The 13,599-nt window shown below is 46.7% G+C and carries 12 protein-coding genes; 9 read left to right on the top strand and 3 right to left on the bottom strand.

Annotated features, from left to right (window positions below):
* Positions 1-219: 219 nt before the first annotated feature.
* Complete coding sequence (locus QUA10_RS27610) at positions 220-492, bottom strand: hypothetical protein (RefSeq protein WP_333085596.1); 273 nt, start codon at positions 490-492, stop codon at positions 220-222.
* Positions 493-986: 494 nt separating this feature from the next.
* On the opposite strand from QUA10_RS27610, the gene QUA10_RS27605 reads away from it, so the two are divergent.
* The 6 genes from QUA10_RS27605 to QUA10_RS27580 all read left to right on the top strand — a co-directional run bounded on the left by QUA10_RS27605 (position 987) and on the right by QUA10_RS27580 (position 8,671).
* Entirely contained in the window at positions 987-1,268 is a 282-nt protein-coding gene (locus QUA10_RS27605; protein ID WP_333085595.1) for a 4a-hydroxytetrahydrobiopterin dehydratase, read from the top strand.
* 159 nt (positions 1,269-1,427) lie between these two features.
* The gene (locus QUA10_RS27600) at positions 1,428-3,077 is read left to right on the top strand and encodes an HD domain-containing phosphohydrolase (protein WP_333085594.1); all 1,650 of its coding nucleotides are present in this window, start codon (positions 1,428-1,430) and stop codon (positions 3,075-3,077) included.
* 293 nt (positions 3,078-3,370) lie between these two features.
* Positions 3,371-5,569: an iron uptake porin gene (locus QUA10_RS27595; protein ID WP_333085592.1), complete on the top strand. Its 2,199-nt coding sequence runs from the start codon at positions 3,371-3,373 to the stop codon at positions 5,567-5,569.
* A gap of 400 nt (positions 5,570-5,969) precedes the next feature.
* Positions 5,970-6,410, top strand: coding sequence for an Rrf2 family transcriptional regulator (locus tag QUA10_RS27590; protein ID WP_333085590.1), 441 nt, complete (start codon positions 5,970-5,972; stop codon positions 6,408-6,410).
* Positions 6,411-6,468: 58 nt separating this feature from the next.
* Entirely contained in the window at positions 6,469-7,431 is a 963-nt protein-coding gene (gene cysK / locus QUA10_RS27585) for a cysteine synthase A (protein WP_333085589.1), read from the top strand.
* A gap of 559 nt (positions 7,432-7,990) precedes the next feature.
* Positions 7,991-8,671 (top strand): J domain-containing protein, encoded by a 681-nt coding sequence (locus tag QUA10_RS27580; RefSeq protein ID WP_333085587.1) that lies wholly within the window; start codon positions 7,991-7,993, stop codon positions 8,669-8,671.
* A gap of 91 nt (positions 8,672-8,762) precedes the next feature.
* Here the strand turns inward: QUA10_RS27580 and QUA10_RS27575 are convergent, their stop codons facing one another.
* Positions 8,763-10,262 (bottom strand): cyclic nucleotide-binding domain-containing protein, encoded by a 1,500-nt coding sequence (locus QUA10_RS27575; RefSeq protein ID WP_333085586.1) that lies wholly within the window; start codon positions 10,260-10,262, stop codon positions 8,763-8,765.
* Positions 10,263-10,368: 106 nt separating this feature from the next.
* Here QUA10_RS27575 and QUA10_RS27570 point away from each other — a divergent pair, with 106 nt between their 5' ends.
* Both QUA10_RS27570 and QUA10_RS27565 read left to right on the top strand, forming a co-directional pair.
* Entirely contained in the window at positions 10,369-10,650 is a 282-nt protein-coding gene (locus tag QUA10_RS27570; protein ID WP_333085585.1) for a hypothetical protein, read from the top strand.
* 48 nt (positions 10,651-10,698) lie between these two features.
* A complete protein-coding gene (locus QUA10_RS27565) occupies positions 10,699-11,571 on the top strand; it encodes a 6-carboxytetrahydropterin synthase (protein ID WP_333085584.1) in 873 nt (290 codons plus the stop codon).
* 161 nt (positions 11,572-11,732) lie between these two features.
* Here the strand turns inward: QUA10_RS27565 and QUA10_RS27560 are convergent, their stop codons facing one another.
* Positions 11,733-13,193, bottom strand: coding sequence for a pentapeptide repeat-containing protein (locus QUA10_RS27560; protein ID WP_333085583.1), 1,461 nt, complete (start codon positions 13,191-13,193; stop codon positions 11,733-11,735).
* 162 nt (positions 13,194-13,355) lie between these two features.
* Between QUA10_RS27560 and QUA10_RS27555 the strand changes: the two genes are divergently transcribed.
* Positions 13,356-13,577 (top strand): TRADD-N-associated membrane domain-containing protein, encoded by a 222-nt coding sequence (locus QUA10_RS27555; RefSeq protein ID WP_333085582.1) that lies wholly within the window; start codon positions 13,356-13,358, stop codon positions 13,575-13,577.
* Positions 13,578-13,599: the final 22 nt, after the last annotated feature.

The raw sequence follows: 13,599 nt of genomic DNA, 5'->3' as shown, positions 1-13,599 counted from the left end.
CGTGCTTGGATGGCTCCGACAGACCAACCCCACGAAAACTTCATCTTCCCTGAAGAAGTTCTGCCTCGCGGTAACGCTCTGTAATCAGCGCGAAATATCAAAATTTCCAACATTTTAAAAGGGTAAGATAAAGCACTTTAGGCTTTACCCTTAATGCTCAAAAAGCTCCCGCCACCAGGCAGGAGCTTTTTGTTTGCAGGATTCGATGGAATTAGCCCCCTAAAAAAAGTTGATTTTGTACAAAAACACAGTCTGCCTGTAGCTAGAACAACTTGTGTCTTTATATGTGGTGAAGTCTCCTATCTGGCAAAAAATCGATCGACCTTTCCTCGCCGCCAGAGTTGCCATGCGCCTAATAACCCCACAGCCCGGATTCTGAAGAAAATATAAACAAATGGCGGAAACTGCGATCGCCCGCTTGCTGTAGAGATCGATCAAAGAGCTTGCAGCAGCAGTAAATTCCCCCGAACTTGCAAAAATCTCAATTTGCATCCCCCACTTCTAATTCCTTGTGTTATTCTAATAATTGTGAATACTAGAACGATACTCAGAACGCAAGTTCTTCTGGTCACGCTGGCAATGGCTAGCGCACAAATCATCACCTTAAATCTTGTATTTAGGTGATGTGCGTTCCAATATAAAGCCATTTAGCTAAACCTGGAGGTGATGCCCATGATAGAAAGTAGTAAACGCATGGGTCATCAGATTGGAAACTACCGGCTGTGCGCCGGGGCCGCTCACTAGCAGTCAGCCGTCGTCTCCAACGGGAAACGACTTCCACGGGGAACCAGGCTGAGCTAGGGATTCTCCCGGCAGTCAGGTTCTAATCTGAAGACCCGCTAGACCGCTCTCACCTCAAATAGTGTTAAATCTTAAGTATTAAAACTTGAGACTAAACGCTATTGGTGAGAGCGGATAGTTTTTGGTCAGGGTTTCTAAACGTTGGCAGTTAATCTGCCATTGCTAATCCCAAAGAAAAAAAAATTATGGCTGAGCTAATTAATAATACTGAAATTCAAGAGCGCGCCAGTCAATTGTCAGGCTGGACAATTGAAGGTAAACAACTGCGCTCTACCCGTTTATTTAAAAATTTTATCGAAGCGATCGCCTTTGTAAATAAGTTGGTCGCCCCCTCAGAAGCCGCAGGACATCACCCCGACATAGAAATCTCCTACAACAAAGTTACAGTTAACTTAACAACCCACGATGCCGGAGGCTTAACTGAGAAAGACTTTGCGCTAGCCCAAGAGATTTCTGCGCTAGATTAAAAGAGTGCCCGTTGACCCAACAAGAGTCCTGCATTTAGCTACAGTCCCCGATCGCGGAAAGCTCGCAAATAAAAAATCAACTTGGAGTTAAAATCGGGTGTGAAAAAGTCGAGAGGCCAAACGTTCAATCTATAAAAGGCTATTCCCCATCATCCGAACATGATCGTATTTGAAAAGCCAGAGTTCAAGAACGAGTCGGCAGCAGAAAAAACCGATCTGATAGAAAAGCTTTTAGATATTGGCGCAGCTCTGTCGAGCGCCCAAGATTTGGGCGACTTGTTAAACTTAATTTTATCCAAAAGTAGGGAAATTACCTACAGCGATGCTGGCAGCGTTTACTTAGTAGATCACAGCGACGAAAAATCTAAGCTGCTGTTCAAGGTAGCCCAAAACGCTTCTAAACCGAGACTGTCGTTTAAAGAGTTTGCCCTGCCACTGACAGACAAAAGCTTGGCGGGATACGTGGCAATTACAGGTCAAAGTTTGAACCTGTCTGATGCCTACGACTTACCTCCCGGCGTACCCTATCGGCTAGATACCAGTTTTGACAGGGATATTGATTACCGCACTTGCTCGGTAATGGTACTGCCGATGCAAAACCGACAGGGGGAGACAATAGGTGTACTGCAACTGATCAACCGCAAAACAAAGGCAGATACGGTGCTGACAGCAGACAATGCCTGGGAATCGACGCAGCAGTATTCGGAGTGGGAAGAAAGGATAGTTCGATCGCTCGCTTCTCAAGCAGCAATCTCGATCGAGCGCCATCAACTCCAAGACAGCATAGAACATTTGTTCGAGGGCTTCGTCAAAGCCTCGGTGCAAGTCATAGAAGCTAGAGACCCCTGTACCTACGGCCATTCAGAACGAGTAGCAGCCCTCACAGTACGCCTTTCAGAAGAAGTAAACACCGTCACCAGCGGAGAACTGCGCTCTATTTACTTTAACAATCGCCAAATTCAAGAACTTCGCTACGCCGCCCTGCTGCACGATTTTGGCAAAATTGGAGTCCCCGAAGCAGTTTTGACCAAACAGAAAAAGCTCTACCCCGCACAGCTAGAAATCATTCGCCATCGCTTTGGCTTAGCTCAACGGACAATGGAAATGGAATGCCTCCAGTCTAAATATAAATACTTGCTGGAGCATTCAGCCTACCGAAAACACCCGACCCAGGAGCCAGAGTGCGCTCAGTGCCAGGAAATCGAACAGCTAGACACTAAGCTAGCAGAGGCAAAAACCAGATTAGCAGAATACTGGGAAGTGCTGCTAGAGGCAAACGAGCCTCACATTTTGGCAGCAGAACCCCTAGCTCAACTGCGAGAGATTTCTCGACAAACTTACAGAGATATAGATGGGGCAAAGAAACCCCTGCTAAACCCAGACGAGATATTGCAATTGATGGTGTCGAGGGGCAACCTGACGCCGGAAGAACGCTCTGAAATAGAATCTCATGTAACTCACACTTACGAGTTTCTCAAACAAATTCCTTGGACAAAGGATTTGAAAAATGTTCCAGACATTGCCTACGGACATCACGAAAAACTCGACGGCACAGGCTATCCGCGAGGTTTAAACAAGTCAGAAATTCCAATTCAAGCACAATTGATGACGATCGCCGATATTTACGACGCCCTGACAGCAGGCGATCGCCCCTACAAGCGAGCTCTGCGAACAGAGGCAGCGATGAAAATTTTGCGGCAAGAAGCAGCTCATAACAAAATCAACGCTGATTTGTTAGAATTGTTCGATCATCGCCAAGTCTTTAGCGTCCTCGGGCACAGCTTGGAGGTTAAAGTCGAATCAGCCTAGACGAGTCGGGCGTGCTGTGCTAAAAAGTAAATAAGGCGATCGGGCGCTATCTAGTGTCAGTAGTCAAATCAATCCACAACCCAAGCCGGGTAGGGTTTTGACGCACTTGACGACAGGTTAAAAAACAGGCTCTCTGCAGCCGTCAGTCACATCTATATACTTGGTCAGCCCGAAAGAATCAAAAGAAAAAGTGAATTTTAGGTCTCTTTTTAGAGTATGCTAGTTGAGCAACAACTGACCACATAGAAGACTAGAAAAGTTTCTCTGTAATCGGTGTGAGGATGAGAGTGAATATGTCGAAATTTTTGTGGAGTTACCTATTAATCAGCCCAGCAGTCTTAGGAGCTACCCTAGTAGTTTCTTCGAGCGCGATGGCAGCAGACGCTCAGCAGGCTGCTGATGCGCTCCAGCCCGCTGCCGCCAAAGCTGAAACCGCTGAAACCTCAGAAGCGAAACTCAATGCTTTAGCTGCTGTTTCCGAAACAATCGCAGCCTCCGAGCCAGTAGAAGAAATTTCCCAAGTCGCTGGCAGCGAAACCCACGCAGCGATTGAAGATTCGGCCACGGCTGCAACTGAAAGTGCGATCGTCGGAGCCAACACAGCCCCTGCAGACGCAAATCCCCAAGCAGCATCACAACCTACAAGTGAATCTTTAGCCGCAGTTGAGCCAACAGTCGCTCAACCAGTAGAAAATTCTGCCCCGGCAGCCCAACTAGAAACTCCAGCCCCGGCAGCTACCGCTCTCCCAGAGCAAATCGGTGCAGTTCAATTAGAAACTCCAGCCCCGGCAGTGGCAGAGTCGGCAGAACAAAGTTTGCCACAACCGGCTGAATCTTTAGCCCAAACTGCCGCACCACAAGAACAAAACCCAGCCGCCACATTAGAACAGCTCAACCAGTACAGCAGCGAAGGTGCTGCCGGCGGCGAAACTCAAGGTCAAGTTACCTCTGTTTCCCAACTTTCCGACGTGCGGCCCACAGACTGGGCCTTCCAAGCACTGCAATCCCTAGTCGAGCGCTACGGCTGTATTGCCGGTTATCCCGACGGAACTTTCCGCGGCAACCGGGCAATGACTCGCTACGAATTCGCAGCCGGTTTAAATGCTTGCTTAGACAAAGTGAGCGAGCTAATTAGAGGCGGCACGGGCAACTTCGCTACGAGAGATGACTTGGCAGCCCTCCAACGGCTCCAAGAAGAATTTGCAGCGGAACTGGCAACCCTGCGCGGTCGCGTCGATGCTCTGGAAGCTCGGACATCCGAACTCGAAGCCAACCAATTCTCCACCACTACTAAGCTGACTGGGGAAGCTATTTTCGCTCTCAGCGATGACTTTGGTGGTAACGTTGGCTTGTTTGGCACAGACAACAGAAGAGTAGGCAGCGACAACAACGAAGCTGTCTTCCAACAACGGGTGCGCCTGAATTTAAATACGAGCTTCACAGGCAGAGACTTACTGCTGACACGGCTTCAAGTCGGCAATGGTCGCAACTTCAACCTTGGTGCTACCAGCGAAGGCACTCAAACTTGGAATTTTGTCGGCAGAACCGACAACGTTGTTGCCCTGGATACCTTGCTGTACAAGTTCCCCGTCGGTCAGCGACTGAACGTTAGCCTGATAGCCAACGCTGGCGTTTGGGACGACATTATGCCGACTGTCAACCCTTATTTTGAAGACTTTGACGGCGGCAACGGGTCATTGAGCACCTTTGGACAGCGGAACCCGATTTATCGTTTGGGCGGTGGCTCAGGTATCGGCTTTGACTATGCCTTCGGTGGCAGGGGCTTGCTGGGCGGCGTGTTCGGCCCGACTTCTCTGTCATTTGGTTATTTGGCGTCAAATGCAGCCAGTCCAGCTAGGGGTGCAGGCTTGACGAACGGCGACTACGCGGCGATGGGTCAGTTGACTTTTACCCCCGGACGCAACTTGCAAGTTGCATTCAACTACAACCACGGTTACTTTAGCAGAGGTAACTTTGGGTTTGACAATGCTTTATCGAATGGGCCAGGCAGTCTCGGCGGTTTCACAGGTACCGGCGTGGCTAATTCTCTCAACGGTTTAAGCGAAGGCTTTGAGGGCTTCAATGCTCGCAAAGTTGTCAGCAACTCCTACGGGGCTCAGGCTTCGTTGCGGCTGAGCCCGAGATTTATCCTTGGTGGCTGGGCTGGTTTAACCAATGCCCGCATTCTCGGCATCGGCGATGCGAAAATCTGGAACTATGCTGTTACCTTGGCTTTGCCTGATTTAGGGAAAGAAGGCAACTTGCTAGGACTCGTGGTAGGTCGTGAGCCTTACTTGGATAAACTTGAAGCTTCGAGGAGTTTGCGGAGCTTCCGCAACGATGATTCCTATCACGTTGAAGGTTTCTACAAGTTTCAGCTCTCGGACAACATTTCTGTTACTCCGGGCGTGATTTGGGTGACTAATCCTAATCAAGATGACCGTAATGATGACATCATCATTGGTACTCTGAGAACGACTTTCACCTTCTAAGAACGGGTTAGAGGAGGCAGGTGGAGGGGGTCATACCCTCTCTGCCGGCAAATCTAAAGGCCCAGTTTAGCCCTGCCTAATGCAGGGCTTTTTTGTTTACGGGACAAAGGGGTGCCGAGAATCTATTAAAAATTAAAAATTATTAATCATAGACGCAGAAACCCGGTTTCTTTAGGTAATGCCGTCGTGGAAGCGGAGAGAGAGTCGAAACTAGCAACTGAGTTTCACAGAAGCGAGAGTGCGGATCGTTCCAACGATCAAGTGATGAAAGTCGATTAAGTTCAGTGGAAAACCGGGGTATAATAAAAGGTAAAGTTAGGAGTTAGAATTGGGAACTCAACATTGAGGAGAATTTTAACATCTGACTTCGGAGTTGATAATTCTGGTATTGGAAGCAATTATGGTAGAACTCTCCTGTAAAAGCGAATACGCAATCTTAGCTTTGCTGGAGCTTGCCGATTGCTACGAAGAAGGCGAGCCTCTGCAAATTCGCCAGATAGCGGCTCAGCAAAATATTCCCGATCGATATTTAGAGCAGTTGCTCGCTACTATGAGACGCTGCGGGCTGATTCGCAGCCAGCGAGGAGCTAAGGGAGGTTATATCTTGGCGAGGGAACCCTGGAAAATTACCCTCCTAGAAATTATCAATTGTCTCGAAGGCTCAGAGTTCGATCGCTCTGAAAAAGACTCGCCTGCTCAAACTGTAGAAAGTGCGGTGATTTGGGAAGTTTGGCAAGAAGCTCGATCGGTTGCCAACTCAGTTTTGCAAAAATATACGCTACAGGATCTGTGCGAAAAGCGCAATGGCAGACGGCAGCTCGATATCATGTATTACATCTAGTTAAAATATTGCCAACTAGGAATTAACATTTACTTTCAACCACAAACTGACAAAGATTATGCGTATTGCTGGCGACATTACAGAATTGGTAGGGCGGACGCCCCTGGTGCAACTCAACCGCATTCCCCAAGCCGAAGGCTGCTTGGCTCGGATTGTGGTAAAACTCGAAGGCATGAATCCGGCAGCATCGGTGAAAGACCGTATCGGTGTCAATATGGTGAATCAAGCAGAGGCCGAAGGGCTGATTAGTCCAGGCAAAACGGTTTTAGTGGAACCAACTTCTGGCAATACCGGAATTGCTCTGGCAATGGTGGCGGCGGCTAAGGGCTACCAGTTGATTTTGACCATGCCGGATACGATGAGCACGGAACGCCGATCGATGCTGCGAGCTTACGGGGCCCAACTAGAACTGACTCCCGGAATTGAGGGCATGAGTGGCTGCATCCGCCGCGCTCAAGAGATTGTGGACAAAACTCCCAATGCGTATATGTTACAGCAGTTTCGGAATCCAGCGAACCCGCAGGTTCACCGTTCGACAACGGCTGAGGAAATTTGGGAAGATACAGACGGCGAGGTGGATTTCCTGATTTCGGGAGTCGGCACTGGCGGTACGATTACGGGTGTGGCAGAGGTGATTAAGTCCCGGAAACCCGAGTTTAAGGCGATCGCCGTTGAGCCGGCCAATAGTCAGATACTGTCGGGCGGAAAGCCTGGGCCTCACAAAATTCAAGGTATCGGTGCTGGTTTTGTGCCGCCGGTGCTGAATGTAGATTCGATCGACGAAATTATAGTTGTTACGGATGACGAGGCGATCGCCTATGGCCGTCGCTTGGCTAGAGAAGAAGGACTTTTGTCCGGTATTTCCAGCGGTGCGGCATTATGTGCAGCGGTGAAAGTCGGCAAGCGTCCCGAAAATGCAGGGAAATTGATTGTGATGATTCAGCCTAGCTTCGGCGAACGCTATCTCAGCACTCCCTTGTTCCAAGATCCAGAACTCAATCTGGCGATGGCCCTCAACTAGGCTAGCCTCCGGCCCAAGTCGCAGAAATAGAGAGCAGGGCGTAGACTGTACGCTCTGCTTGGCTTTTTAGTAGATTAAAGAATGGCGATAGATTGCAGTTCCCTAGCTCGCGCTCGATATCGTTTCCGGTTGCATCGGAATGATTTAACCGCAGAGGGCGCAGAGAACGCAGAGGGAGAGAATACAGAGATGAATACAGGAGGATGCTACCGGATTTGATATGATGCCGAATTTCTGAAGGAGCTTTTTTTTGAACTAAACGCTTTCGGCGTGTTAGCGAAGCGGGCGCTGAGCGCTTTTGTGGCGAAGGAAGAGAAAAGAAAAGAATGAGCTAACTGTGGGCGGGAGCAGCGCTATAGAAGTCTTCAATGTCGATCGGCTTACCACTTCCAAAGCCTCAATGTTTTTCTAAAATAGATTTATGATAAGTTGAAAACTGAGGTTTTTTACTGACAATTTTTGACATTTATATCAGATAAATACTTAAAAAAATAGCAAATCATGATATTTTTGTCAAGCACTTTTTCACAGATTATCCAGATTTCAAGGAAATAACAGCGTGTCTTCCGTTAGCAATCACTATAAAACCCTAAAGATTAGCCCAACCGCAACACAAGCCGAGATTAAACAAGCATACCGCCGTTTAGTCAAATTATTTCATCCAGACAGCCGCAGCGACACAGCGGGGCACGAAGAAATTGTCCGCCTCAATGCAGCCTATGAAATATTAGGAGACGCCCAGCACAGACAATCTTACGATCGCCAACTTTCCGAGCAAACCGAACAGCAATCACCAGCCGCACCAAACGTCAGCCGCCAGCAAACACAAACAGCAAGGGACGCGGATGAACTAATGGAACAGTGGCTGATTAAAGTATACAAACCAGTCAATAGAATGCTCAACAGCATCTTGAAGCCCCTTAAAAAAGAAATAGACGAATTGTCAGCAGATCCGTTTGATGACGAACTGATAGAAAAGTTTCAACTTTATATCGAAACCAGCCGCGAGTTCCTCAAAAAAGCTCATAACTTTCTTACATCAATGCCCAATCCATCTAATGTAGCCGGAGTTGCAGCTCATCTCTACTACTGTATCAATCAAGTCGGAGACGGCATAGAAGAATTGTATTTATTTACCCTCAATTATGACGATCGCCACTTGCACACTGGTCAAGAACTGTTTAGAATTGCGGCTAGACTGCGACGGGAAGCGCAGGATGAATTAAAAATTAAAAGTTGAAAAAGCAGATTTTTCCCTCTTCCCTCTTCCCTCTTCCCTCTTCCTTTTTCCTTCTTCCTTCTTCCTTCTTCCTTCTTCCTTCTTCCTTCTTTCAAATTCCAAAAAGAACTTGAATTCGCTTGCGAATTTTAATAAAAGGAGTTTGTTCCAGAGAGTCGCCATCTAACAATCCCAAATCTCTCAAAGCTTGCTGGCGTTCCGACAATTTTTGAGCAATCTGATCGGCTAAATTCGGTTGTTCTCTTAAAAGTTTTTGTAAATCGTGGCGTTCCACCACAAACAAAATTGCATCTTCGCTAGTTTTAACAGTCGCCGTTCTCGGAGTACCCAACAGCAAAGATATTTCCCCAAAAAACTCGCCCTCGTGAAGCGTAGCAATATACTGACCGGCTTTTTGAGAAAGAACTTCTACAGTCCCCGAAAGAATAATATAAAAAGAATCGCCAGGGTCATTTTCTTTACATACAACCTGTCCCGCTGGAAACAGTTGTCGGTAGCCGTATTCAATTAACTGTCGCAGTTCTAAATCCGTACACTGTTCAAAATAAGTTACTCGCCTCAACAAATCTCGCAGGGTCCAATTATTGGGAGATTTAGGCGCTGGATTTTTAGGTTCAGAAACGGTGGAATTAGATTTTAAATCTGCTGAATGTTTGGCATTCTGCGGAAAAAATTTCCCGTTGGAATTATCGTCTTTGTTATTGTGAAAAAGTTGAGTTAACTCTTGCGGGTTTCGCAGCCACAAATCGCGTTGGGGAAAGGGAATTTCGATATTTCGGTGGCGCAATTCATAATCTATTAAAAAATTTACCGCGCTTTTAATAGCATCGCTTTCCTGGGGCTGGTCAATCCAAACTAAAAGTTCAAAATTTAAAGCATTATCTCCAAAACCGTGAAACCATACTTTAGGAGAAGGATGGGACAGAACATTCGATTCCATCCGCGCCGCAATTAACAGCGCTTCCGTAACTATTACGGGGTCAGATCCGTAAGCAACGCCGATGGGGATGTGGAGGCGACATCTCGGGTCTCTGTAACTCCAGTTAATAATGTTAGTTTCGACAAACTTAATATTTGGTATGATTACAAATAGACCGTCAATTGTTTTAATAATTGTTGAGCGGATCGAAATAGTTTCTACGGTTCCTAATAACTTGTCTATTTCAATAAAGTCTCCGACTCTAATTTGGTGCTCGAATAGCAGGGTGAGCCCGCTGATAAAGTTACTGGCAAGATTTTGCAAGCCGAAGCCGAAACCAATGCCGACAACCCCAGCTAAGACGGTGAGAGAAGTGAGGTTGATACCGGAACCTTGCAGGACGAATATACAGCCAATAGTGGCTAAAATATAGCTAATGATAGTAGAAATTGCTTCTCGACTGCCGCGATCCAATCTCATCCGAACTAGCAGGCTGCGCTTGATTCCTTCACTGATAATCTTAGCTATAATCAAGGCAAATATAGCTAAAATTATCAGTTTGACGATCGCACTGACGGACAGATGAGTGTCCCCGATATAGAATAGCGGGGTTGTCATCGCACCCGATAAATGGTCAAAAAAGCGATCGGCTCGTGCAGTAATCGAATTCATTAATATTGGGTAATGGGTAATTGGTGATTAGTTTTGAGCGCAACTGAACTGCCAACGGCTAACTATTGCAGAGCTTAGGCGAAAAACTCGAACTCTGGAGTGTCGTGTGTGGCAAAAAAGTCGATTCCCTACCCTTCGGGAACGCTTCGCGAACGGGATAGATCCGCTTCACGCACTTTCTCAAAGGCTGGTAACTGATGGGTTAGTAACTGATGGCGAAAAACTGTTTTGTAGCGGTATTTTCTGCCGGATATCTGTGTGGTGGCGTAAAAAGGGCCCTGCGGCTCGATCGAGCGACTTGTTGCCAATATTTGGAAAATTGGTAGAAATTCATTTACAGCACCCTCAAATAATCGAAAAATTCCAGCAAAAATTAGTTTATCCTTAAGAAGTAAGTCCTTTACAGAACTTAACAAGCTTACCCTACTTGACTTTTATGCAGTGCATCATCAATCGTCGGGCACAGTTTTCGGCGAGTCACCGGTACTGGCTGCCGGAGTTAAGCGAAGCCGAAAACTTTGAGCGGTTTGGCCCAACTGCCCGCGCACCGGGACACGGACACAATTACGTCCTTTACGTTTCCATGATAGGCGAACTCGACGAGTACGGCATGGTACTCAACCTGTCTGATGTCAAGCACATCATCAAGCGGGAAGTTATCAAGGATCTCGATTTTTCCTTTCTCAACGAAGCGTGGCCGGAATTTGAGCAGACTCTGCCAACTACCGAAAACATAGCACGGCAAATTTGGCTGCGGCTAGCCCCTCATTTACCTCTGAGCAAAATTCAATTGTTTGAACATCCCGAACTTTGGGCTGAATATTTAGGAAACGGAATGGAAGCTTATCTAACTTTGTCCACTCATTTTAGCGCCGCCCATCGGTTGGCTCGTCCCGATTTGAGCTTTGAAGAAAATTCGGAGATTTACGGCAAATGTGCTCGTCCCAACGGTCACGGTCACAACTATCATTTAGAGGTGACTGTTAAAGGGGAAATTGATGCGCGGACTGGCATGATTGCTGATTTGGGAGCTTTGCAAAAAGCCGTTGACGATTATGTTGTTGAACCTTTCGATCACACTTTTTTAAATAAGGATATTGCTTATTTTGAGAACGTTGTGCCGACAGCGGAGAATATTGCTGTTCGGATCGGGCAATTATTGCGATCGCCCGTTCGGGAATTGGGCGCCCAGTTGCACAAGATTAAGCTGATTGAAAGTCCTAATAATAGCTGTGAAATTTTTGGCGCTGATTTAGAGGAAGTGGCGGCACAAAGTCAGCAGCCGGAAGCGGTTTTAGCTGGGGTTTAGAACTGAATATCTGCTGGTAGATTCACCAGTCTTCTCTGTAGATCCGAGAGTCCGGCAGGGGTTGAAAACCCCTGTCTCATAGCTAAAGTCCTCTGAAAGAAAACTACAATTAATAATATTTTCCTTGAGAAGTTGGCTCATTTTTAGCTTCTTCCAGAGCATTATACTTTTGTGAGAATTTCAGAGCGATCGCCTGGAGAATCATCAAAGATTGCGCCTTGTTTAATCAGGTCTTGCTTCATCGATTCAGAAATGCCTGAGTTCGCTCTGAATCGGGCTTTCTCAACCTTAGTCTTACTCAGGTTGGCACGAATCAGGTTGGCACGAATCAGGTCGGCACCACTGAGGTCGGCACCACTGAGGTCGGCATAACTCAGGTTGGCATAACTCAGGTCGGCACCACTCAGGTTGGCACTTCTGAGGTTGGCACGACTCAGGTCGGCACGACTCAGGTAGGCACCACTCAGGTCGGCATCAATCAGGTCAGCACTTCTGAGGTCAGCACTTCTGAGGTCGGCACCACTGAGGTCGGCACCACTGAGGTCGGCACCACTGAGGTTGGCATAACTCAGGTCGGCACCAATCAGGTTGGCACTTCTGAGGTTGGCACGACTCAGGTCGGCACCAATCAGGTAGGGACTTCTGAGGTTGGCACCAATCAGGTTGGCATAACTCAGGTTGGCACCAGTCAGGTAGGCATAACTCAGGTCGGCACTTCTGAGGTCGGCACCACTCAGGTTGGCACCAATCAGGTCGGCACCACTGAGGTCGGCACCACTGAGGTCGGCATCACTGAGGTTGGCATAACTCAGGTTGGCACCAGTCAGGTCGGCATCACTCAGGTCGGCACGACTCAGGTCGGCACGACTCAGGTCGGCACGACTCAGGTCGGCATCACTTAAGTCAACCCCACTCAAGTTTCGATCTCTAATTCCCTGAGTAACAATCTCTCGTACTAGACACCACTTATTATTGAGTTCGTTACTTTCGTCATCCTCTGAGCTTTTACTCAAAATTTGAACATCTTCAACAGGAAAACCGCTTACTTCCTTTAATTCTCCTGATTTGATGCGAGATACAAGCCGATCGATATCCTCTTGAGAACCCTCTACAGTTAATCGGATGCTGCCCTCTTTAATATCAGTGATTTTTATAGTATCTCCTGCAAATTCTCGTAAAATAAATTCAACCCTACTTGAATCTACAAAGGAATTTAGATCACCTCTCAATTTAATTTCAGCTTTAATTGTATTAGTTTTTTTATCTATTACAGTCACTTGACGGTAAAATGTTTGTGTTAGCATTTTCTCCCCTTCTTCATTAATATCAGGGCTGATGCAATCATTTATTCCTGGTATTTTAGATTGTTTTTCTTCGGGTATTGCCGCTATCTTTCTCCAATCTAATTTCAGTTTGTCACATATATTTTTAAAGGAATCAGGCTGAATGGGCCGACAATTAAAAAACTTGCTAACTGTACTGCGTGCTAAAAGCTGAGATTTGGCAAAGTTAATTTGTGACTCAAATCCTAGCCGGATCAGAGCGTTTTCTGCTATCTTTACACCTTCTAAAGATGCGGTGATAGTTATCTTCTTCTTTTTTCTGATGCTTAGGTCAGTCATAATGTGGAAAGTCTTTTGACACGATCGCTGACAAAATCGAAACTAGAGCATAGGGCAATCATAGAGCAATCACAAGAGAGCGACAAGTAAATCATTGTGTAGTCAGGGTTTCAAGCATTTTGCTTCACACTAGAAGTATAAAGTTTAGGCTCAACGAAACCCATGAATAACCAGCCAATCACCCACTCTGACTCCACAATAAAAATGATTATTGCCAAAGAACGATGGCGCCAAGCCCACCATAGTTTTAACTTGGCCTTTGTAACGACCGCAGCCTGTGTCTTCATCAGCTTTGCGGGAGTTGGGCTTGTACTTCTCGGCAAAGCCTCATACCAATTTCCTAAAATAGTGCTACAGTTAGTAGGTGTACCTTTGGTGAATTAGTACCCAAATATAAAGAATAAAA

Source organism: Microcoleus sp. Pol8_D6 (genome assembly GCF_036700965.1).
GTDB lineage: Bacteria > Cyanobacteriota > Cyanobacteriia > Cyanobacteriales > Microcoleaceae > Microcoleus.
Note: the sequence above shows the minus strand (reverse complement) of the source record. Positions and strands in the feature narration are given on the sequence as shown.